21 protein-coding genes and 1 pseudogene are annotated in these 20,747 nt (G+C 55.4%); 11 read left to right on the top strand and 11 right to left on the bottom strand.

Annotation, left to right across the window (positions count from 1 at the left end):
* Positions 1-2 precede the first annotated feature (2 nt).
* Positions 3-1,013 (bottom strand): tRNA dihydrouridine(20/20a) synthase DusA, encoded by a 1,011-nt coding sequence (gene dusA / locus AB7M33_RS00425; protein ID WP_454242255.1) that lies wholly within the window; start codon positions 1,011-1,013, stop codon positions 3-5.
* A 101-nt stretch (positions 1,014-1,114) separates the two neighbouring features.
* Here dusA and AB7M33_RS00420 point away from each other — a divergent pair.
* Positions 1,115-2,235 (top strand): annotated as a pseudogene (locus AB7M33_RS00420) (tyrosine-type recombinase/integrase).
* 477 nt (positions 2,236-2,712) lie between these two features.
* Here AB7M33_RS00420 and AB7M33_RS00415 read toward each other — a convergent pair.
* The 3 genes from AB7M33_RS00415 to AB7M33_RS00405 form a co-directional block, all read right to left on the bottom strand.
* Complete coding sequence (locus tag AB7M33_RS00415) at positions 2,713-3,153, bottom strand: hypothetical protein (RefSeq protein WP_454242254.1); 441 nt, start codon at positions 3,151-3,153, stop codon at positions 2,713-2,715.
* Positions 3,150-4,052 (bottom strand): STAS-like domain-containing protein, encoded by a 903-nt coding sequence (locus AB7M33_RS00410; RefSeq protein ID WP_454242253.1) that lies wholly within the window; start codon positions 4,050-4,052, stop codon positions 3,150-3,152. The genes AB7M33_RS00415 and AB7M33_RS00410 overlap by 4 nt, the downstream gene beginning before the upstream one ends.
* A 421-nt stretch (positions 4,053-4,473) precedes the next feature.
* Positions 4,474-4,725, bottom strand: a complete 252-nt coding sequence (locus tag AB7M33_RS00405) for a pyocin activator PrtN family protein (RefSeq protein ID WP_454242252.1) — start codon at positions 4,723-4,725, stop codon at positions 4,474-4,476.
* An 85-nt stretch (positions 4,726-4,810) separates the two neighbouring features.
* Here AB7M33_RS00405 and AB7M33_RS00400 point away from each other — a divergent pair, with 85 nt between their 5' ends.
* The 5 genes from AB7M33_RS00400 (at position 4,811) to AB7M33_RS00380 (ending at position 8,519) form a co-directional block, all read left to right on the top strand.
* Positions 4,811-5,758: a phage late control D family protein gene (locus tag AB7M33_RS00400; RefSeq protein ID WP_454242251.1), complete on the top strand. Its 948-nt coding sequence runs from the start codon at positions 4,811-4,813 to the stop codon at positions 5,756-5,758.
* 37 nt (positions 5,759-5,795) lie between these two features.
* Entirely contained in the window at positions 5,796-6,365 is a 570-nt protein-coding gene (locus AB7M33_RS00395) for a glycoside hydrolase family 19 protein (RefSeq protein WP_454244188.1), read from the top strand.
* Complete coding sequence (locus AB7M33_RS00390; RefSeq protein ID WP_454242250.1) at positions 6,365-6,919, top strand: lysis protein; 555 nt, start codon at positions 6,365-6,367, stop codon at positions 6,917-6,919. The genes AB7M33_RS00395 and AB7M33_RS00390 overlap by 1 nt, the downstream gene beginning before the upstream one ends.
* Positions 6,920-7,071: 152 nt before the next feature.
* On the top strand, positions 7,072-7,866 hold the full coding sequence (locus tag AB7M33_RS00385) for a DNA adenine methylase (protein ID WP_454242249.1): 795 nt from the start codon (positions 7,072-7,074) through the stop codon (positions 7,864-7,866).
* 65 nt (positions 7,867-7,931) lie between these two features.
* Positions 7,932-8,519, top strand: coding sequence for a hypothetical protein (locus tag AB7M33_RS00380; protein WP_454242248.1), 588 nt, complete (start codon positions 7,932-7,934; stop codon positions 8,517-8,519).
* A 240-nt stretch (positions 8,520-8,759) separates the two neighbouring features.
* Here AB7M33_RS00380 and AB7M33_RS00375 read toward each other — a convergent pair whose 3' ends face one another.
* From AB7M33_RS00375 to AB7M33_RS00365, 3 genes are all read right to left on the bottom strand, one after another.
* Positions 8,760-11,498, bottom strand: a complete 2,739-nt coding sequence (locus AB7M33_RS00375) for a KGGVGR-motif variant AAA ATPase (protein WP_454242247.1) — start codon at positions 11,496-11,498, stop codon at positions 8,760-8,762.
* Positions 11,495-11,911, bottom strand: a complete 417-nt coding sequence (locus tag AB7M33_RS00370) for a hypothetical protein (RefSeq protein WP_454242246.1) — start codon at positions 11,909-11,911, stop codon at positions 11,495-11,497. The genes AB7M33_RS00375 and AB7M33_RS00370 overlap by 4 nt, the downstream gene beginning before the upstream one ends.
* Positions 11,912-12,528: 617 nt before the next feature.
* Positions 12,529-12,894 carry a helix-turn-helix domain-containing protein gene (locus AB7M33_RS00365; RefSeq protein ID WP_454242245.1) on the bottom strand — a complete coding sequence of 122 codons (366 nt, stop codon included), beginning with the start codon at positions 12,892-12,894 and terminating at the stop codon, positions 12,529-12,531.
* A 507-nt stretch (positions 12,895-13,401) separates the two neighbouring features.
* Between AB7M33_RS00365 and AB7M33_RS00360 the strand changes: the two genes are divergently transcribed.
* Both AB7M33_RS00360 and AB7M33_RS00355 read left to right on the top strand, forming a co-directional pair.
* Complete coding sequence (locus AB7M33_RS00360; protein ID WP_454242244.1) at positions 13,402-14,397, top strand: GTP pyrophosphokinase; 996 nt, start codon at positions 13,402-13,404, stop codon at positions 14,395-14,397.
* Between the two features lie 642 nt (positions 14,398-15,039).
* Positions 15,040-15,624, top strand: a complete 585-nt coding sequence (locus tag AB7M33_RS00355; RefSeq protein ID WP_454242243.1) for a tetratricopeptide repeat protein — start codon at positions 15,040-15,042, stop codon at positions 15,622-15,624.
* Between the two features lie 360 nt (positions 15,625-15,984).
* Here the strand turns inward: AB7M33_RS00355 and AB7M33_RS00350 are convergent, their stop codons facing one another.
* The 4 genes from AB7M33_RS00350 to AB7M33_RS00335 form a co-directional block, all read right to left on the bottom strand.
* Positions 15,985-16,422 (bottom strand): acetyltransferase, encoded by a 438-nt coding sequence (locus AB7M33_RS00350; RefSeq protein WP_454242242.1) that lies wholly within the window; start codon positions 16,420-16,422, stop codon positions 15,985-15,987.
* A gap of 214 nt (positions 16,423-16,636) precedes the next feature.
* Positions 16,637-17,338 (bottom strand): arsenical resistance protein ArsH, encoded by a 702-nt coding sequence (gene arsH, locus AB7M33_RS00345; protein ID WP_027596595.1) that lies wholly within the window; start codon positions 17,336-17,338, stop codon positions 16,637-16,639.
* 9 nt (positions 17,339-17,347) lie between these two features.
* The gene (locus tag AB7M33_RS00340; protein WP_454242241.1) at positions 17,348-17,818 is read right to left on the bottom strand and encodes an arsenate reductase ArsC; all 471 of its coding nucleotides are present in this window, start codon (positions 17,816-17,818) and stop codon (positions 17,348-17,350) included.
* Between the two features lie 28 nt (positions 17,819-17,846).
* Positions 17,847-18,194: a metalloregulator ArsR/SmtB family transcription factor gene (locus AB7M33_RS00335; RefSeq protein WP_238216282.1), complete on the bottom strand. Its 348-nt coding sequence runs from the start codon at positions 18,192-18,194 to the stop codon at positions 17,847-17,849.
* A gap of 440 nt (positions 18,195-18,634) precedes the next feature.
* Between AB7M33_RS00335 and AB7M33_RS00330 the strand changes: the two genes are divergently transcribed.
* The 3 genes from AB7M33_RS00330 (at position 18,635) to sfnG (ending at position 20,635) form a co-directional block, all read left to right on the top strand.
* Positions 18,635-18,892: a hypothetical protein gene (locus AB7M33_RS00330; protein ID WP_085274161.1), complete on the top strand. Its 258-nt coding sequence runs from the start codon at positions 18,635-18,637 to the stop codon at positions 18,890-18,892.
* A 115-nt stretch (positions 18,893-19,007) separates the two neighbouring features.
* The gene (locus tag AB7M33_RS00325; protein WP_265970316.1) at positions 19,008-19,295 is read left to right on the top strand and encodes a DUF3077 domain-containing protein; all 288 of its coding nucleotides are present in this window, start codon (positions 19,008-19,010) and stop codon (positions 19,293-19,295) included.
* A 245-nt stretch (positions 19,296-19,540) separates the two neighbouring features.
* Positions 19,541-20,635, top strand: a complete 1,095-nt coding sequence (gene sfnG, locus AB7M33_RS00320) for a dimethylsulfone monooxygenase SfnG (RefSeq protein ID WP_454242240.1) — start codon at positions 19,541-19,543, stop codon at positions 20,633-20,635.
* The last annotated feature ends 112 nt before the right edge of the window (positions 20,636-20,747 follow it).

Genomic DNA, 20,747 nt, shown 5'->3' with positions numbered 1-20,747 from the left:
CATCAATGACCCTGCATCAACTCCGCTGCCTGATCAAACACCACCAACGGCTCTGGAGCCTTGTGAATATCCGCCGACAACAGCTGCCGGAATCGCCGCGCCCCCTTGAAGCCCTGGGCCAGCCCCAGAATATGCCGGGTGACGTGATGCATGGCCCCACCGCTCTCGATGTGCGCCACGATATAAGGCCGCAACAACGCCAGCGCCTCACTGCGGCTGATCACCGGCGCCTCGCTGCCAAACAACTGCTGGTCCACCTCGGCCAGCAGGTAAGGGTTGTGATACGCCTCACGCCCCAGCATCACCCCATCGAACGTTTCAAGGTGCGCCTGGCATTCCGCCAGCGTCTTGATCCCGCCGTTAAGCACGATCTCAAGGTCCGGGAAGTCCGCTTTCAGCTGCGCCGCCACGTCGTAGCGCAAAGGTGGCACCTCACGGTTCTCCTTGGGCGACAGCCCTTCAAGAATCGCAATCCGCGCATGCACGGTAAAACTCCGGCACCCAGCTTCGCGCACCTGGCCGACGAAATCGCACAGTTCGGCATAGCTGTCACGGCCATTGATGCCGATACGGTGCTTCACCGTCACCGGCGTCGACACCGCATCGCGCATTGCCTTGACGCAATCCGCCACCAGCGCCGGGTGGGCCATCAGGCACGCACCGATCATGTTGTTCTGCACCCGGTCGCTCGGGCAGCCAACGTTAAGGTTGACCTCATCGTAGCCCGCCTCCTCGGCCAGGCGCGCGCAGGCCGCCAGGTCGGCCGGCACGCTGCCGCCCAGTTGCAGGGCCAGCGGGTGCTCGGACACGTCGTGGCGCAGGAAACGGTGGGCGTCGTTGTGGAGTAGGGCGCCGGTGGTGACCATTTCGGTGTAGAGCAGGGTGTGCTTGGAGAGCAGGCGCAGGAAGAAGCGGCAGTGGCGGTCTGTCCAGTCCATCATCGGTGCAACGCTGAAACGGCGTGACGGCTCAGGGCGCGTGGTTTGTGGCTTTGAGGCTGATTCTAGGGGCATTCTGGTCTACGCATTTTTGTACCACTTTCGGGGTTTTGTGGCGTCTTTGGTGTGACGGCGGTGCGTTTACACCGGCAAACACGCTTGTATCCCCGAAAATCATGGCAACGATTAGAGCAAGGAAAAAGGCCGATGGAACGGTGAGCTACACCGTCCAGATCCGCCTCAAGAAAAAGGGTGTCCTAGTCTACCAAGAGTCCCAGACATTCGCCCGCAAGCAGGCTGCTCAAGCCTGGGCAAAGCGACGAGAGACCGAGTTGGCAGAGCCTGGCGCGATCGAGCGCGCCAATCGTGGTGGGCATGCAGTCAAGGACATGATTGATCGCTACCTGGTGGAAGCCGAGAAAGCCCGGCCGCTGGGTAAGACGAAGCGGCAGACCCTCCTGGCTATCAAGAACAGTTACCTCGGCGAAGTGGTCGACTCTGACATCTCTCAGCAGGTGCTGGTGGACTATGCCTATGGCGTATGAGCCCTGAAGGCGGCGGCATCAAACCGCAGACAGCCGGCAATGATCTGGCTCACCTAGGTTCTGTGTTGTCGCTGGCTAGGGCTGCGTGGGAGTACGAGATCAACCCCCAAGCCATGCCCGACGCACGCCTTGTGCTGAAGCGCCTCGGCTACAACATGAAAAGCCGGGAGCGGGATCGCCGGCCAACGCTCGAAGAACTCGACAAGGTACTCGAGCATTTTTTCGAGATGCTTGCACGGCGTCCGACTGGGATTCACATGCCAAAGGTAATGGCGTTTGCCATCTTCTTCACGCGCCGTATGGACGAGATTGCGCGCATCTTGTGGGAAGATCTGGATGAGCACCGCCAAGCGGTGAAGGTGTGGGACATGAAGAACCCTGGTCAGAAGATCGGCAACGATGTGTGGTGCCATCTGCCGGATGAGGCGTGGGCGATTGTGCAAAGCATGCCGCGTCAGTGCGCTGAGATCTTCCCTTACAACACCGACTCAATCGGCACGGCCTGGTCCAGTGCATGCAAGCTGGTTGGCGTGGAGGATCTGCACTTTCACGATCTGCGCCACGAAGGTGTGAGCCGGTTGTTCGAAATGGATTGGGATATTCCGCGCGTTTCAAGTGTTTCCGGCCATCGTGACTGGAACTCGCTGCGGCGGTACACCCATTTGAGGGGGCGTGGTGATCGATATATTGAGTGGAAGTGGTTAGAGCGGATTATCCAAGCCCCAGTCACACTTGGCGCCAGGGTTGAGTAGCTGGCTGGGGTAAGCGCAGAATTGACCATCACTAATGCTCGTCTTAACGAGTCGGCTGCATCGGACCTGACAAGTGCCTTAAATGGTTTGATCGGCACGAAGCGGCTATGAGCTGCCATGCCCGTAACACTGCCGTGGTTCAATCCGTCTCCAAGTGTGGCCGCTTTCGAACCGAACTGCCATTCGCCCAGCTTTAGTGATCTCCGTGGGAGCGGTTTGCCCGCGAACAACGCGACGCGGTTCAAGACCATGTCTTCGCCGCAACGCGCGGATGAAAACCGCTCCCAAAGGCTGGATCTGCTATTAAAAAACGAGCAAGGTCATGGCTACCAAAGTTGAATCCCATTGCGGCAGCTTCGGGTCGACTGTCGCTTGTGGTGACTCACAGCGCCTAAAATTAAGCAGTCCGGTGCAATAGAACGAATATGCAGCGGATGATAACTTATGGTTCTGCAAGTACTGGAGGCTGCGAGTCGTTTAATAAAGACCTCCTCTAGTCTCCAGAAGCTTTATTTTTAGTTTTTCGCCATCGACCATGATTCGCCTAATGCGCTGAGGCTCGGAGGACTCAATATCATCAAAGTCACCCCCTGAGCACCCGTCGAAAAAATCAGATAGCGGACTTGATATATTCTGCGTGCTAAAGCCTCTATACTGCCCGTCTAAATAATTGGTAAGCAGTGAAAGCTTAGCTTGCAGCCCAAGAATGTACTGCTTATCGTGAGGCTCGGCTTTTTTTTTGTTAGACCAGAACTTGCATGCGGCGACCTCAAGCTCTCCGATTAACTTGCATAGTTCCTCTATTCTTTTTGAAAAATCCTGAGATCTTATAGTGTATCTAGTGCGCCAGTAGTTGGTTATGATTGCTACCGCTGCTCCAATAATTGCCGCGGTAACGCTTATTGCGTATGTGCTCATTTATTACCCGCCTCATCAATGTAGCTCCAAATTTGATGTGGCAAATGAAAGTCGTCATTTGAGATCAGATTTAGTCTCCCTTTCAAACTTGATGCGGAGCGTCCATGCCTTACCAGTCCCGCGAATGCCTCTTCCAGAAAGGAGGCTCCATATCCATATGTGCCGTCTAGGTTCACCGTGACTGTTTGATATTTATCGAATGCTGGCGACAATAAACTATTAATAAAGGCTTCTGCAGAATACTTGCCATCAGTTAAGTACCTTCCGGCAGGATATTTACTGAAATCTTTAGCAATATCAATCTCTCCATGCGGCGAGAGCTGAGCTTGAGTGTCTTTGGGGCAAATCACAATTTCAACTAAGGTGCCGCCTCTAACAGGCGAGGTGACTGAAAGTTCATTTTTTTCGCTCGTACAATATAGCGCGCCACTGCGGCTAGATATATTAACAGCCTGCAGAGAACCTTTTAAAACAAAATCAAATATTGAATTTAGTCCGCGCCCTCGTCCGTGTTGTTCAGTCGAGCGTTCTGTTGAGAAAACAGCATCGGCAATTATTTTGGCGTCACTTTTACTGTGCGCATGTGCCGACAGATCATAATCATGGGATATCTTATTTAAAATTGACTGTGGAATGGTTACTCCATAGTCAACTACAGTAATAATTATAGCTTCGGCTGTAGTTTCTCGTATGGAAATCTCGCAAGCAAGTTGATTTGCCGGATTGAAATTATCTGGATATGCATGCTGCTTAATATTTGCAACTAATTCTGTTATGGTCGAATAAAGCGCTTGTGCGCGTGCGCGCTCAAATGTTTTAAAGTATGCAGAAACTGCATCCACAACCTCCACGGCAATACTCAAATCAATGCTTTCGCAAGTCCATCTCTTAACTTCCATATCTTCTCCGTCGCTTGTTAAGTCAAATGATATAGGCATGGGCTAGCTTTCATAGGTTTTTAAATCGAGCCGTATTGCATGGCAGAAGATTGGGTCTTCCAGATTCTCAAGACTAACCTATCCAAATTTTTTTCTGAATAGTCATGCCTACATTATGCCGCAAGCTACGCTACATGATGGACTCCTTTGGGGCGAAAGCGGTCACTATCAAGTAATGGATTTGGGCATTTTCGCCGTTCCGATCTAGCCGATTTAGTGTGGGGCGGGTCGATAGCCGCCGATTGTAGGCGGCCATCGACGCAAGGTAGCTAAGTCGGATTCGCCTGAGAAGTCGCGGGTGCAGCCAGATATTTTGTGTGGCCGTGTGACACTGATCAAGTGGGGGGCTGTCTCCGTATCAGCGTGTTCGTCATCTCCTATCCTATTGCACACACTCTTTGCGCGCAGCGTCCCTTTGCTGGTCCAGGTAGAGAGCCAGGTCGGCAATGTGTATGCCTCGGGCGCTCTTCTGGCTCGGTTCAAGTCGGGTGATGGGCAGCGTGATCTCCCCGGCCAGCACCTTGCGCTGGAATACGAGCGGCGTGAGGTGCGTGAAATAGTCAGCGCATACCTGTTCGAGCGAGATGATCGCCATGCCATTGTACTGCGCCATCAAAACAAAGGCTGTATTCACGCATGGCCCTCCTGTTCTTGCGAATTCGGTTCTTCGCTGCTTGGTCGAGCGGATTCTGCTGCTGCGGATCTTGGACAAGCCTGGCATGGAGTCGGACGAATTTGAGCTGCGCATTGACGACCGCGACCAGGTAGTGGCGCTGCCAGCGCGGGGAGGGGTGGTGGAGGTCCTGCTGGGTTACGAGGGCCAGCCACTTAAACGCATGGGCGCCTACACCGTGGACGAGGTGCAGTTATCCGGTCCCCCTGATGAGCTGACCATTCGCGGCAAGGCCAGCGACATGCGCGGCAGCGGTAAGACCATCCGAAGCGGCAGTTGGGAGGGTGTGCCGCTGGCCGAGATCGTCACTGAAATTGCCAAGCGCAACGGCTGGGAGGTGGTTTGCCCGGTCACGACGAAGGTCGAGCGGATCGATCAGCGCAACGAGTCGGACTTCAACTTCGTCACGCGCCTGGCGCGGCAGTACGACAGCACTGCCAAGGTTGCCCAGGGCAAGCTGCTGGTGATGCCCCGGCAGGGTGGGAAGAGCACTTCGGGCAAGTCACTGCAGGTCATCACCGTCAACAAGACGGACGTGTCCCGCTATCAGTTCCGGCTGAGCGACCGCAGCACGCAGAAAGCAGTGAAAACCCAGCACCAGGATCAGAAGACCGGCGCTTTGAAGGTGGTCCAGCTGGACAACGACGAATCGCCAGATGGCCTGCCCCCCGTTCATACGGACCGCCATATCTACCCCAACGAGTCTGCTGCCAGACAGGCCGCCAAGGCGCGGCTGGCTGCGTTCAACCGCAGCACCGCCGGTGTGCGCCTGGAGATGGCGGGCCGGCACGACCTGTTCGCGGAGTGCTCGGTGAATACCCAGGGCTTCAAGGTCGGGCTCGATGGCGAGTATCTGGTGGAAAGCGTGGAGCAAGTGTTCACGGCCAGCGGGTGGACCACGACCGTGGAGTGCAACGGCGGCAAGAAGGGCAAGGCCAAGGCCTCGCGCAAGAAAAAGAAAGACGACAAGCCGCTCAAGGTTGAGCAGCTCTAATCCCTATGGCCGCATACGGCCATCACTGGAGAGACCACTGGCTATCTCAGTTCAACAGCTGCAACAGATCCTTCCCAACGCCGGCCGAAAAGCCGGCGTTTTTGTTCCCGGCCTCAACGCAACAATGGGCAAGTACTCGATCATCACCCCTCGGCGTATGGCTGCGTTCCTCGCACAAGTCGGCCATGAGTCTGGGCAGCTGCAGTATGTGCGCGAGCTCGGTAACGATGCTTATCTGGCCAGGTACGAAACCGGGCGTCTGGCGGAGCGCCTCGGCAACACCCCGGCGGCTGACGGCGATGGTCAGCGGTACCGTGGCCGTGGGCTTATTCAGGTCACTGGCCGCGACAACTACGAGGCCTGTAGCGAAGCGCTGTTCGGTGACAGCCGCTTGCTCAACACCCCTGACCTGCTTGAGCAGCCCGTCTATGCGTCGCTGTCGGCCGGCTGGTACTGGCAGCGGGCAGGACTCAATAGCCTCGCGAACAAGGTGCTGCGGGCCGATGACTCGGTGTTCGAGCTGATTACCCGCCGTATCAATGGTGGCCTGAATGGGTTGCAAGATCGCCAGGCGCTCTACAAGCGTGCGCTTGAGGTGCTGCAGTAATGCCGATGAATTGGCGTATCGCGCTTCTGGCCGTTGCGGTCGGGCTCTATGCCGGCGGGCGTGGGGCCTGGGTCTGGCAGGCCAGCGAGTACGGAAAGCAGCAGGCTGAACAGGCTGCAGGTTATGTCCAGCAGCTGGCGGCTAAGGATCGGGCTCACGGTCGTGAGCGTGAGGAAGCTACAGCTGCAGCTCTGGAGCAGTCGGCTGAACAGAAAAGTCAGCGCAAGGACCTGGAGGATCGCCTGCAGGAGCAGGGCAAAAAACATTGGAAGGAGATGAACGATGCACAACAGATTCAAGCTCGCCTGCGTGACAGGCTGGTCACTGCTGACATGCGGTTGTCAGTCCTTGTCGACGCCGGAGCCTTTGCCGCCCCGGGTTGTGACGGTGGGGTGCGAGAAGCCGCCGGCACCGGAGGCATGGTTCATGGACCCATTCGTGCCCAACTTGACCCGGCGCATGCTCAACGAATTATCGGCATCACCGACACCGGTGACCGAGGACTGATCGCACTGAAGGCCTGTCAGGCCTACGTCCGCGAAGTCACCAAGTAGTAAAGAGGCGAGCCGGGAGGATGCGTCAACATCCAGCCCGGCCCGCCGAACCCGCAGACCCTTCCTGCAAGTCCAGCCGTGGCCTCTGCCTTGTGCACAAAGCGCGGCGAGCCTAAAACCTGTTTATCCATACAGTAAAGACTTGCATACCTATGACCTCTCCTATCATTCCCTGGATGGGTGGCAAACGCCGCCTTGCCGACCGCTTGATCCCTCTCTTCCCCCCTCATGAATGCTATGTCGAAGTCTTTGCCGGCGGTGCCGCGTTGTTCTTCATACGTCCTCAGCCCGCCCCGGTGGAGGTGCTGAACGATCTCAACGGTGACTTGGTCACCCTGTATCGCGTTGTGCAGAACCATCTGGAAGAGTTCGTGCGCCAGTTCAAATGGGCGCTCAGCTCTCGACAGATCTTCGAGTGGCAAAAGATGACACGCCCTGAAACCCTGACCGACATCCAGCGCGCTGCTCGGTTCTTTTACCTGCAGCAGCATGCCTTCTGTGGCAAGGTCACCGGGCAGACGTTCGGTACCGCCACCACTGGGCCGGCCATCAATCTGCTGCGCATCGAGGAGAACCTGTCCGCTGCGTGGCAGCGGCTCGCCGGTACCTACGTCGAGCACCTGTCCTGGCTCGCCTGTGCAGAGCGCTATGATCGAGCACACACGTTCTTCTATATGGATCCGCCTTACTGGCAGACCGCCGGCTATGGGGTGGACTTCCCTTTCGAGGAGTACGTGCTAATGGCCGACTTCATGCGTCGCTGCAAGGGCAGGGTGATGGCCAGCATCAATGATCACCCAGACATCCGTCGAGCGTTTGACGGTTTCCACTTTGAGTGCCTCGATATCCGCTATAGCAACACGAACCAGCGGCAAGGCAAGGCGGAGGTGTCCGGCGAGTTGGTGGTTACGAACTGGAAGCCTGCATCTCTAGGCGGCTTGTTCTAAGTTAAGATGACCTGCGATCATGGTGATGTGATCGCAGAATTTCCACGTGCAAATGGAGAAAATAAATGCACTTCGATTGGCGTGAGTTATTATTTTTAGTTTGGGGTGCAATTTCCAGTGATGGAGCGCCAGCCTGGGTGCAGGCTATAGGTTCCATCATAGCTTTAGTTGTTGCTATTAGAGTGTCCAGGATTTCTGTAGAACATGCTGGGCTTCTTAAGCAGAAGACCATATTTTCCATTGCTGAGGCGGCACATGAATATGCGAATAAAGTTCGCGGGGCTATCCATAGCATTAGTGATGATCCCGGAAGCAATTTAAGCCTTTACAGCGTCTATAACAGCGATGTCACGGCGGCTTTGGTAAGGGCTCTTCAGGGTGTTCCGATGCACGAGCTCGCTTCTGGGAGGCAGGTGTCCGCAATATTGGGGCTGGCAAATCAGCTTGTGTTCATGGGCAATGCCACAGATAAACTGCTAGTTCCTCCAGTAATGCACCCTGACGTTCTAAAGGTGCTTAACAGGGTTGGAGATGATTATGAGCAGCGTCAACGGCTATCAGTTGTTGCGTTGAGTGTGCTGAAGAAGAACGCGTTGAACCACTTGGATGAAATTGATAGGCACTATAATTCATTAAAAAGCACAATTGAATAATCGTACTTGGTTTTTATTTCCAGAAGTCGGCAAATGCCCATTTGGCATCTGGTATTCATATGAAAAGCGCCAAAGTCTGAAGGCTTAGGCGCTTTTCGGGTTTTTACTGCAGCACAATCGGTGTGTGCAAGAATATGCGGGTGAGCATGACACGCATCGAGATGTGCGACCCGAGCGTCTAACAGCGTGGTGCCCCGCGACCCCGATTGGTTTTGAGTCGCGGAGCTCTACACATTGCGGTTAATTTTTACGGGCTTTCCTATAAAGGTTTACTACGCTTCGGCGGGCACCGGTGTGTCGCAACCCTAAACCACGACGGTACAGCTCCGGTACTTCGTAAGGCGCAGTTTCGCCATACACAATGCCATGCCTCGTCAAAGTCTCAAGTTCTGAGTCGCTGATTCCGATTTCTGTAAGAGACTCAGTGGTCAGCGGCGCTGCAACCTCTTCGGCTCTGGTTCGGAATTTTCCGAAAATTGGCTTGAGTTCTGAGATTTCCTCTTCGGTTTCTTTTACCTTTGCATTGCTAGTCGGTTCCACAGCATTTTTTAGAACACGCGGGGATAAAAGGCGTCCAGCAAAAGTTGATTCTTCACCAGCTTCAAATGACTGACTGGCTGCGCTAGCAAGAAACCTTACTAGGTCTCTCGGTACTAGCCTTCCGCGTAAGTCGGAAAGTACTGCAATAATCCAAGTGGCAGTATAGGCTTCTCTTGTACGCTTCCCTGGAATATCATCTGGCCCCAGCTTGCTTCCCCACAATTTCTCAAGGCGAGCGGCTTTTTCCGCTGAGCTAATGATGTTGAAATCACTGGTCCAAAGATTGGGTATGGCTCCAGATTGGGTTGACAGCCATGCAGCAAGTTCAAGGACGTCATCTTCAGTCCATGAAAGAGCAAATGGCGAATACTCACGGCGAAACTGATCAAGATTTTGTTTGACAGCAGCTTCTACTGTATCTCGTCGGGCGAAAATTAGTGCGCCCAGTGGACGTCGAGCTTCAGATCTTAGTCTCTGAGGAAGAGATACCAGGATTGCACGCATAGCTTTATCCACTCCCAGGTCGGTCGCGGAACTATACAGCTCTTCCAATCCCTCAAATACAGCGATAAATGTCTTGCCAGTGGTCCTTAAGTGCTCAAGAAACTCGCTTCCTATATCGGGTTTATTGACTTGGTATCCTGAGCACCAAGCTATTAAATCCAGCCATAAGCCTACCCATTCCTGCTCTGTGTGGTTTTTTCTAAGTTCCTCTTTGAGCCAAGAGGTGCTTTCATAAGAGGTTATAGGTGTGCCAAAACATAGCTCTTGAGATGCTGCAGTTCGAGCGGCATCAATCTCGGTTTGAAAATTTGCGCTCGATTGAATCGAAGCGCAAATTGGCAAGAGGGGGGCGTTGATGGCGCCGGATTTATTAACAAGTTCTTTGACGGCGGTGTTCCAGTGCCGTTGAGAAATAAAATATCGTGCCGCCAAAGTTTTGCCGGTGCCTTTGGCACCTTCGCTTACTGCAATAGGTACTTCGGACTGAAATCTTTGTGCCAGCGCCGCGAGGGATTGCGTTACTAGCGGCTTAGGTACTTCGCCCTCCGCATTTTCAGCGGCTATTAATTGATTCGCGAAAGTTGAGAGTACGCGTCGCGCTTGCTCGGCCCCTACTTCTTTTGAAAGCGTTGGCTTGTCCGTCGCATTGGCAAAGTTGGTCTTCAATTCCGTTGAAATCCAATGGTCTATACCTGAGCCAATTATTTTCGAGAAACCACTCCCAGCAATTTGCGTCGTATACGTTTCCCATTCCTTCGAGGAAACTTGTATGTCGGGTAGTTCTGGGACTTCAACTTGGATGAATGGCTCCAACTCCACTTCGTCGCCGAAGATATCAGATTGTGCTGAGATTGATTCAGAGGTATCGGGTACTAGGCTTGACATAAGCTCTGTTGTTAACGGTTCAATAAGCTTTTTGTCTAGCCCAGCCTGTTTGAATATTGCGGGTACGCGATTTATCACTACCAGTGGTTTGCGCAGCCAGCCCCCTTGGCGCTTTATTTCACGCGACAAGAATTTTACTAGCCCTGATGTAGCCCTTATCGACTGATCTGCCAACGTAGTTACTATGATAGGTGAGACATTGGGGTCCATCGCCATAGTTACGCCTAGGGGAACAAGGCCGGCGCGCACGTCGACTACAACGCCCGCACAGCCGAGTTGTGCGGCGATTTTAGAAAGAATGTCGGCAAGCGCAAAAGGCTGCTCGGGCGTTGATAGGTGCTCCGGGCGGATGGAAGAGCTGGCAAGCTCGTCAATATTCCGCCTCAGTGGCAGGATGATCAAATTGCCACTGATGGCATGATCTTTGAGGCGTTCCGCGGCAAACGCTATAGTCTCGGGTGCGCCTTCTGATTCTTCTGAGTGAGCAAGGGTGATAATATCCTCGAGGGAAATTTTCGGAGTGCCGGCATAGCTTTCGAATAGATAGCTAACTCCAGGTGCCTCTAGGTCGGCATCAACGAGTAATATCGGTCCTTCAGACAGCTCGGCCCAACGAAGAGAAAACGCAATTGCTGTCGTTGTCCGTCCAGTTCCCCCTTTAACACTTAGAGCAGCGACTACTGGTACGGGGCGCTCAACCTGTTTTATAGATGGAGATGGCAAGAATTCTATGATGCCATCTACTATGCCAAAAGATTGCCTGTAGTGAGGCTCCGCTTCCTCTTCGAGGATTTCGATGTCCAGTCCATTATGGCTTGGGCCCTCCAGCTCCAATGAAAGTGGTTCCAGTCGCAAGCGCGAAGGAAATAGATTTTCCAGCCAATCAAAAATTGTTTGCTGGTCTGTGCCTTTCCTTACTTCAATGATCAGCCCAAACCAACCTACTCTCGCTCGTATGACTTCTGAGGGAGTATTAGAATCGCAAAGCGAAACAGATGCGAATCGACGCGCTACGTCCATCCATGTCATCGGAGTTTGGTCAATGGTCATGTGTTTTTCTTGCACCATTCAATTAGTTTGGTGAGCCACTGAATAATCGTGGCTGTCTCTCTGATTTTTTCGCCATATCTCCAGGCTTGATGGAGATCGCTAATTTCGTTTCTCTCACCATTCCGAACCAGAAAGACTTCGGGTGTTTTCGGTAAGGATGCGGAAGGGATGTTGAGAGACGTTATAAGGTCTTTCAGGTTGTGAACAAAGCTTCTTGCAGCTTTGTATTGGCCTCGTTGCTCGCCAGTATGTCGGAGGTTATTCTTATACATATATGCGGCTTTAAGAGAGCATTCAGCTGCATAGAATAGCAGTAGTCCGCCACACTCTGGGTTGACGGGCAATTCGCGACAGGCGGAGGAATGCAGTTCCTCGGCCCTTCGCTTCAAGGCTAAAAAGGGTGGATTGATCAAGTGCCTATACCTGAAGCGGAAAAAGTCTACTCCGAAGGGGCCGTGTCCCTTCGGCATCAAAAGGTGTCTGGAAGATAACCCTGATGATTTGAAACGTCTACATGCAGCCTGAGCCATGTACTTGTGATGACAGCGGCCAGGGAGCCGGAAATAGGCTCGGTGCCGCTCGTTTGGTGTACCAAGCCACACCGAGGATGGCTCAAGGGCCTCACCTCGTGGCGGCGTCCGGATGGTACAAAATTGTTACTGGAGGTGCTTGCCGTGCCTGCGGGCTGGTACGAATCTGAGCTATGAGAAGACTGTGTCTAATCCATCATCGGCATGTCAGAGCGGATTGGTTAAGGCCGGTAACGTTAGCCAGCTCGGCCATTCGCCGGTCGGCGGTGTTGTCGATCAAGATTTCTACTCGCTCGAGATCGCATTGAGCAAGAACATGGCCTATGTCCAAGGCGAGACAAACCCCTTGGGCGGTAGCTTGTGCAATTAGGCAGTTCACGGGGCAAGGCGGCTTCGATCGATCTAAGTACCAATCGTAGACGCCTTTGGATCTCAGGGGGTAGCACCAGGCCGGGTGCCAGTTCTCCGGCAGAGAGACTGTATTGCGGGCGCATGTCTAGCTACTCCAGTAGGTGGTAGTCGGAGCGGCTGCGAGGGTTTTTCGTCGATCCGCGACAGTTCTCACCTCTGAGTGGAGGATGGCCAGGGAAGAACACTAGCCCCTCTGCCTCAAATGCAAATGCCACTGCCTGCATGCTGATTGGATTGAGGTTTCCTCCCGCCTCAAGCCGCTGGATTGCCTGAGGAGAAACGCCGGATGTTGAGCTCAGATCCTCAATGCTCCAGTCCAACAGCACGCGAGCTGGGCCGCAATGGATGGCAGCAAAACTCAATGGCTGATGATCCACGATCCACTCGACTATTTCGATCTGGTGCTCGTCCAGATTGAGCCGAAGTGGTTGCCGGGCAGTAGTGTGAGAAGTCATGACAGTCACCCTTTTGCTGTATGGATGAACAGTATGCGGCGCGTCGATGAGTTGGGAAAGGTAGGCTAGTTTTAGGGCAAAGTTAGGGCAAAAACCGGGCCGGATCAGGCCGGAATGAGCCTTCATAGCCACGGTTGGTGGCCGTATTTTCGGGCCTAAAGCGGCCTCCCGTGCAGAGCGGGCGGGTTCAGATCCCTATCCCTGGTCTGGCAGTATCAGAGCCAGGACAGCTCGGCCTTGGAGGGGAACTCCGGTCTAGTCATGGGGCAAAAATGGGCAAGCCATGCGCCATTCGATGCCAATCTATGCCCACGTCCACACAGATGCCAGAATGAAAAGTGGCGCTCAAGCCCTGATCTTGAGGCGCTTTGGCGCCTTTTTCTGGTCCTACAGCAGCACAATCGAGGTCTGTCATGGTAATGTCATATCGCCATGCCCTGGGTCTGCTAGACAACGGCAATGTGGATAACGATTTTATATTTGAACTGAGAGAATATCGGAGTGGAGATGGATACGAGCGCTCTATCGGATAGTTATAACAGGATAGTGCCGCAAGCAGAGAGGTTGAAAACAGCTTTGCTGGCAGAACTGGATCACTTACTCAAAAAAGGGAATGTATCTCTCGGTGTTCCGATAGAGTCGCGAATTAAGGCGTGGGAGTCAATAGCTGAAAAGTCTGAGCGAAAATCTCTAGAGCTTGATAGCGTTGCGAAACTGGATGATCTAATAGGTGTAAGGTTAATACTGCTGTTCAGCAAGGATTTGGCGGTGGTGTCTGAGGTGCTAAATTCTAATCTCATGGTTCTTCACTCTGAAGATAAGTCTGCTCAGCTAGGGGAGTCACAGTTCGGGTATCAATCTCAACATTTTATTGTTGAGGTTCCAGACGAATGGACGAAACTACCTACTTGGAGTGACCTGGGCGGTTTGCGAGTGGAAATTCAAGTGAGGACATTGGCTCAGCATATTTGGGCAGCTGTTTCTCATAAGCTACAATACAAGCAGGAAGCGGGCGTGCCTCCACCGTTACGGAGAGCTATTAACAGAGCCTCCGCACTTCTAGAAACTGTGGATGTCGAGTTTGATCGTTTGCTTATGGCCCGCGATGAATATTTAGAGGCGGAGTCTGTGGTAAGTGATCCGGATGAGCTTCTGAATGTCGATCTCGTTGAGGCAGTACTTACAAAGATTTTTCCGGCCGCTAATAAAAGAGAGTCAGAAGACTATGATGATCTATTGGTGGATCTTGTAAACTTCGGTATTGATAAAGTTGGGCGATTAAAGGAGGTCATGACACGGCACTATGGCCAGATTATGGAAGAGGAGCGGAAGTACGTTAAAAGTGAAGGTGATCCAGTCTACTTTAGGTTTGTTGGTCTTGCCCGAGAGGGGCTTCGCTGTGAGTTTGGCTCAAAAGCTGTGAGTGATTTCCTTAACGCTAAACGTGAAGAACAGAGGCGTATCAATGATGAAAATCGGGGGGCGATAAAAATTTATTCTTAGTAAGGGCTCTTAGGCTTATTTGTAAATTTGGTCTTGCTCAAGTGTCCCATTCAGGTATTCGTTGATTTGAAGCTCTCGGAATCATTAGGCGAAACTATTTCAATAGATGAAAGAATTAACCATGCGGGACACTATGCCGGGCGGCTTGCGAAACGATGAGATTTTCTATCGTTGACTGATGGTACAAAATTGGTACGCGTCGAAATATCCTAGGCTGTAGGCCCTGATCTCCTTGGCTTTGAGGAAAAACAACCCCAATCCATCATCGGTGCAACGGAGAACCGGCGCGACGGCTCAGGCCTTGTCGCAACTGGGTTAGAGCCTGATTTTGCAGTCATTTCGTTCAACGTGTTTCGTACCGGATTCGGGGTTTTCAGGGCGATTTCAGCAAGCGGTGGCTGCGATTTAGCAACCGGGCGGCGACGTGTAGCAAATTCCCGTGGCAACAGCACACGCAGAGGCGGATTGCTAAGCCCGCTACATCGGCCATGTTCGCGTGAGTGTGGAAGACGGCTAGTTTACCAAGAGAAATCGCGGTTCGTCCGGAAACAGGTCCTTCGAATGCTGTTGGCGCGACCTTGTTGGCAGGCACAATTTCCGATAACGTCCCGCCCCCGACCGACACATGGCAAGGATTCCATCGTGCATCAGAACCTCAGGACTGCGTTCATCGTTAGTGTATTGATGATGACCTCCTGCACATCCTCAACCCCTTCAACCCCTGCCACCGATCAAACGCGCATCGGATTACGAGGCGACTCGGCTTATGGCCTGGGTGTCGATGCATACAAGCGCGAAGACTATCCTGAAGCGGTGGTGCAGTGGCGTCAGGCCGTGGCGCAAGGGAATCGGCTTGCGCTCAACAACCTGGGCTACCTGGCCTACTATGGCCTTGGCATGCAGGCCGACCCATCCTTGGCTGTCGATCTGTGGCACAAAGGCGCAGCGCTGGGTGTTTCGGAGGCTCAGTGGCATCTGGGCATCGCTTATCAGGAAGGCAAAGGGGTGAGGCCAGATCCCGTTCAGTCTTACACATGGGTGCGCTGTGCCATAGATACTGCCACACGCAATGCTGCAGCTGCGGACGCGCATGCGGACACCGAGCAGAAGATTGCGAGCGACGCCCGCGTAAGCTTGGTGGAGATCGTTGACAAGATGCCGGTAGAGAAGCTGGCTGATGCCCGCCAGCGCGCCTCGGCCTGTATGAACGCCTACAAAGTGCGATGAGCCTGTTCTCTCGGCCCTGTAACCCTCAGGGCTGATTGAAGGAAGGGCAGTTCGGGCTCGCGTACGTTATTCGCGGGTGTCCCTGAGGCAGATCTTCGAGAGACGGGCTAAATCCTAATGCCAGCCACTTAGGGCCAAGGGGGCCGCTGCGCGACCCATCGCAGCGGTCCGGCGCCCCGGCAAGCCAGGTCCTACAGGTGAGCGAGACTCACACGAAATACGCTACTCCTGTAGGAACTGGCTTGTCGGGGCGACTGACCGCTGCGATGGGCTGTTAAAAAGCGCTCAGCGTAAACGCTCCATGGAAAGCCCGCGGGTGCCTTAGCTCCGCGAGCCCAGCTGCCCATCAAGCTCGACCGTTTAACTCGGCAAACTCATATGCAACAACGGAAACGGCCGCCCCTCACCATCCACCTTAGAGCGCCCCGTCTGCACAAACCCATAATGCAGATAAAACCCCACAGCCTCCGGGTTCTGCTCGTTCACATCCACACTCAGCGTGTGCCGCGAACCGCGTGCGTAATCCAGCAGCGCGCGCCCAATTCCGCGCCCACGCAGGTCGGGGTCGATAAAGAGCATTTCCACATGCTCCTGATTCAGCCCGATGAAGCCTAATGGGCAATCTTCAGCATCGACCGCGACCCACAACTCGACAGCGGGGAGGTAAACATCGCGCAACTGCGGCAGCAGCGCGTCTATGTCGGATGCCTGCAAAAAATGGTGAGTGGCGCGAACGGCGCGCAGCCAGATGTCGAGCAGCAGTGGATGGTCTGCGGCGTTGGCCTGACGAATGATCATGTAATCAACCTTGTTCACTTGATAACGGAGTAGCGGCACGCCATTAGGCGACCGTATAAGTGTCGGCATCTTGAATGCCCGCTTCGCGAATTAACGCCTGGGCGGTGCACTGCAGAGGGGGCCGAAAAGGGAGGGGGCTGAAAACGTACTGATACCCGGAGGTTGCGTCAAGGGCCGGGGACGGCTTCAAAGCCGCGCCGTCCCCGGTAATCACTCAGATCGAGCGCTGGTTAACCCGCGCCGTAAGCTGCTCGGCGCTTTCTTTGCGCTCGGAATAGCGGTCCACCAAAAACTCGGTGCGGTCGCGCAGCAACAGGGTGAACTTCACCAGCTCTTCCATCACGTCGACCACCCGGTCGTAGTAGGGCGATGGCTTCATGCGGCCGGCATCGTCGAATTCCAGGTACGCCTTGGGCACCGAGGACTGGTTGGGGATGGTGAACATGCGCATCCAGCGGCCCAGTACGCGCAGTTGGTTGACCACGTTGAACGACTGCGAACCCCCGCACACTTGCATCACGGCCAGGGTCTTGCCTTGGGTGGGGCGTACGGCGCCGAGGGCCAAGGGGACCCAGTCGATCTGCGCCTTGAACACGGCCGACAGGGCGCCGTGGCGTTCGGGCGAGCACCAGACCTGGCCTTCGGACCACAGCACCAGGTCACGCAGTTCTTGCACTTTGGGGTGCTCTACCGGCACGTCGTCAGGCAACGGCAGGCCGGAGGGATCGAAGATGCGCGTCTCGGCACCGAAATGCTGCAGAAGGCGGGCAGCTTCTTCAGTCAGCAAGCGGCTGAAGGAGCGTTCGCGGGTCGACCCGTACAGCAGCAGGATGCGCGGTTTGTGCTCGCTGGCACGGGGCGCGGCTGGGGCTGCGTCGAACAGGGACAGGTCGAGGTTGGGCAGTTGCTCGGACATGGGGCCTCCTTAAAGCGTGCCGATGCGGTCCAGCTCGCGCTTGAACTCGTCGTGGCCGAGGGTATTGAAGGGGAGGGCGAAGAGGGCGTTGCAACGTCGCTCGATGATGGCCAGCGTGGCGTTGAACGCGGCGTCAATCGCGGCCTCGTCACCCTCGACCTCGGAAGGGTCTTCCAGGCCCCAGTGGGCTTTTAGGGCTGGGCCGAAGTACACGGGGCAGGGTTCACCGGCGGCTTTGTCGCAGACGGTGATGACGATGTCCGGCGGGTTGGCGGCGAAGGCATCGTTACCTTTGCTGTGCAGGCCGTCTGTGGAAATGCCGGCCTGCTGCAGGGTGGTGAGGCTGCGCGGCAGCACCTGGCCTTTGGGAAAACTGCCGGCACTGACGGCTGCGAAGCCTGGCGGTGCCAGGTGATTGAACAGCGCTTCGCTGAGGATGCTGCGGCAGCTGTTGGCGGTGCACATGAACAGGACTTGCATTGGAAGGCTCTCTCGCGGGGTGGCGGCTTCAGCAGCAGGCGGCTGCGCGGACGGGGCGGTCGGCCATGTGCTGCAGGCGGGCTGTGTTCGCCTGCAGCCAGGTGGCATTGGCCTGCAACGTCACCTGCAGCATGTCGTGCACCCACGTGGGCAGGTCTGGGTTGAGGCGGTAATACACCCATTGGCCTTGGCGGCGATCCAGCAGCAGACCGCTGCTTCGCAGTTGGGCGAGATGGCGGCTGATTTTCGGCTGGCTGTCGTCGAGGGCGCACATCAGCTCGCAAACGCAGAGCTCGCCCAGGCTGGCGATGAGCAGGGTGGCGCGAGCGCGCGTCTCGTCGGCCAGGTTCTTGAAGACCTCGGGTGGGGTGATCATGGAGGTGCTCTTTACATATGGATAATCGAATATACGCATTTCCATATGTATTAGGCAAGCAGGAAAATGCGGCACGAAATTGATACAGAGCTAGCGGAAATCATCAGATTTTGGCTCTTCCTTGTAGGGCGTTTCTGAATAACTCTTTGCAGGCCATTGCGTCATTGAAGTGAGGGGGAGAGCCTTCTAGTCTGGCCGCGTCGGTGAGAAATCAACGATCAGGTCTGCAAGCCTGTAGGGTCAACTAGGAAGAGTCCACCATCAGCCACAGATGCTTTGCATCCGGCTGCGCTTTATGGTGGCTACGTACGGGTGGTCCTCGGACCAGCCGGGCATTCTCTCTAGTTGCCCCCGGCCTTGCAGGCCTGTATGTAGCCGCCACCCAATCATCTGCAAGTGAGCAGGTGGCGATCTGAATAGTGCAACTAGAGAGACTCGCCATGCTCAAGATCGTCCCCGACCCACCGTGCTCCCCCGATACACCTCATCACCTCGAAGACACCCTGATCCAGGCCTCGGAGTACGTACTCTGCGCCTTGGCCGTCGCCCACCACGCCGTCTCCACGCTTCCCAAGTCGCCTGCCTCCATCATGACCCTGGCCGTCATGCACGAAATGGAAGCGGTGCGCACATTGCTGGAATCGGCGGTTGCGCAGGTGCAACTCACGGCCAGGCCGCACATGCAGACGCTGCATTGACATTCACCGATGCCGGGGCTGCTTTGCAGCCCTTCGCGGGCAAGCCCGCTCCTACAGGGGGCGTCGACGCGCTTGCGAACGTTGTTTTCAGCGCGACAGCGCAGGGAGATATGCAATGGACAAGGTATTACCAGAACGCACCGGCACGCTGGGTTTGACCATAGGCTCCGCGTCGTGCCTGGACGGCGTGATACAGGGCAAGCGCCTGTTTCGCGTAGAACCCGGCAACTGCTGCGACCATGCCATCGAGCAGGCGTCGGTGCTGATGGACTGCTCAAGGCGAGCCTCGTTCATCGGCGTGATGGACGACGAACCTACGCTGGTCTGGGCCTCGCACTTTCTTTGCGAAATGGCCAAGGCGCTGATGGACGATGCGCACATGGGGATGCGCAAGCACCGCTGATGCGTTAGCGCTCAACAGTGAAAGTGTAAACAATGAAGATCTTTTCCGAAGGTGATAGCGAGAACCCTCCCAGTCGCTGCTAGCCGTGTTGCCCCCGCAACAGTGTTTCGACAGTCTGCTGCGCAGAGGGCACCGCGCCCGGTCTGCGCTGTTGGCTATCCCATTGAGGCTCAACGCTATTTTCGTTTGGCACGGTTGCTGCGTTGTCTGCTTCAACCCTTCGAGGACAGCCAAGGAGCCTCCCCATGAGCCAAGCCCCAATCAAGTTCGCCTACTGGGTCCCCAACGTCAGCGGTGGCCTGGTGGTGAGCACCATCGAGCAACGCACCAGCTGGGACATCGACTACAACCGCAAACTGGCGCAGATCGCCGAAAAGGCGGGCTTTGACTACGCCCTGTCGCAAATTCGTTTCACTGCCGGTTATGGTGCCGACAACCAGCACGAGTCGGTCACCATCAGCCATGCGCTGCTGGCCGCCACCGAGAAGCTCAAGGTCATCGCGGCCATCCTTCCAGGCCCATGGAACCCGGCGCTGGCGGCCAAGCAACTGGCAACCATCGACCAGTTCACCCACGGGCGGATCGCCATCAACCTGGTGTCGGGCTGGTTCAAGGGCGAGTTCCACGCCATCGGCGAACCGTGGCTGGACCATGACGAGCGCTACCGCCGTTCAGAGGAGTTCATCCGTGCGCTGAAGGGCATCTGGACCCAGGACAATTTCACCTTCAACGGCGATTTCTATCGCTTCCGGGACTACACCCTTAAACCCAAACCCCTGCAGCAGCCGCACCCGGAAATCTTCCAAGGTGGTAGTTCGCGTGCAGCGCGGGACATGGCGGCGCGGGTGTCGGACTGGTACTTCACCAATGGCAATACCGTGGAGGGGATCAAGGCCCAGGTCGACGATTTGCGTGCCAAGGCAGCCGCCAACGGCCATGCGATCAAGGTGGGGGTGAATGCCTTCATCATTGCCCGCGACACCGAGGAAGAGGCGCGGGCGGTGTTGCAGGAGATCATCGACAAGGCTAACCCCGAGGCGGTGAAGGCGTTCGGGCATGAGGTCAAAAACGCCGGGGCGGCCAGCCCGGAAGGCGAGGGCAACTGGGCCACGTCCAGCTTCGAGGACCTGGTGCAGTACAACGATGGGTTCAAGACCAACCTGATCGGCACACCGCTGCAGATTGCCGAGCGCATTGTTGCGCTAAAGGCGGTGGGGGTGGATTTGATTCTCTCAGGGTTCCTGCATTTCCATGAGGAGGTGGCGTACTTTGGTGAGCATGTGTTGCCGCTGGTGCGTGAGCTGGAGGCCGGGCGCCGGGCGGAAAAAGCGGTGGCGTGAGGCTGCTGTGTGGGAGCGGGCTTGCCCCGCGAATGAGAATACGCGGTGCATGGCACCGGCTGCGCCGGTGTTCGCGGGGCAAGCCCGCTCCCACACAGCCCCGGCGATTATC

This window comes from Pseudomonas sp. Y3 TE3536 (genome assembly GCF_053629175.1).
This window is presented reverse-complemented; position numbering and strand designations above follow the sequence as displayed.

Bases quoted from the DNA above. Each gene is read 5' to 3' on its own strand.
- AB7M33_RS00375 (WP_454242247.1), bottom strand. From the start codon at position 11,498: ATGACCATTGACCAAACTCCGATGACATGGATGGACGTAGCGCGTCGA.
- AB7M33_RS00330 (WP_085274161.1), top strand. From the start codon at position 18,635: ATGCTCAAGATCGTCCCCGACCCACCGTGCTCCCCCGATACACCTCAT.
- AB7M33_RS00340 (WP_454242241.1), bottom strand. From the start codon at position 17,818: ATGCAAGTCCTGTTCATGTGCACCGCCAACAGCTGCCGCAGCATCCTC.
- sfnG (WP_454242240.1), top strand. From the start codon at position 19,541: ATGAGCCAAGCCCCAATCAAGTTCGCCTACTGGGTCCCCAACGTCAGC.
- AB7M33_RS00365 (WP_454242245.1), bottom strand. From the start codon at position 12,894: ATGACTTCTCACACTACTGCCCGGCAACCACTTCGGCTCAATCTGGAC.
- AB7M33_RS00415 (WP_454242254.1), bottom strand. From the start codon at position 3,153: ATGAGCACATACGCAATAAGCGTTACCGCGGCAATTATTGGAGCAGCG.
- AB7M33_RS00350 (WP_454242242.1), bottom strand. From the start codon at position 16,422: ATGATCATTCGTCAGGCCAACGCCGCAGACCATCCACTGCTGCTCGAC.
- AB7M33_RS00335 (WP_238216282.1), bottom strand. From the start codon at position 18,194: ATGATCACCCCACCCGAGGTCTTCAAGAACCTGGCCGACGAGACGCGC.
- AB7M33_RS00410 (WP_454242253.1), bottom strand. From the start codon at position 4,052: ATGGAAGTTAAGAGATGGACTTGCGAAAGCATTGATTTGAGTATTGCC.
- AB7M33_RS00385 (WP_454242249.1), top strand. From the start codon at position 7,072: ATGACCTCTCCTATCATTCCCTGGATGGGTGGCAAACGCCGCCTTGCC.
- AB7M33_RS00400 (WP_454242251.1), top strand. From the start codon at position 4,811: ATGGAGTCGGACGAATTTGAGCTGCGCATTGACGACCGCGACCAGGTA.
- AB7M33_RS00325 (WP_265970316.1), top strand. From the start codon at position 19,008: ATGGACAAGGTATTACCAGAACGCACCGGCACGCTGGGTTTGACCATA.
- AB7M33_RS00390 (WP_454242250.1), top strand. From the start codon at position 6,365: ATGCCGATGAATTGGCGTATCGCGCTTCTGGCCGTTGCGGTCGGGCTC.
- dusA (WP_454242255.1), bottom strand. From the start codon at position 1,013: ATGCCCCTAGAATCAGCCTCAAAGCCACAAACCACGCGCCCTGAGCCG.
- AB7M33_RS00380 (WP_454242248.1), top strand. From the start codon at position 7,932: ATGCACTTCGATTGGCGTGAGTTATTATTTTTAGTTTGGGGTGCAATT.
- arsH (WP_027596595.1), bottom strand. From the start codon at position 17,338: ATGTCCGAGCAACTGCCCAACCTCGACCTGTCCCTGTTCGACGCAGCC.
- AB7M33_RS00360 (WP_454242244.1), top strand. From the start codon at position 13,402: ATGGATACGAGCGCTCTATCGGATAGTTATAACAGGATAGTGCCGCAA.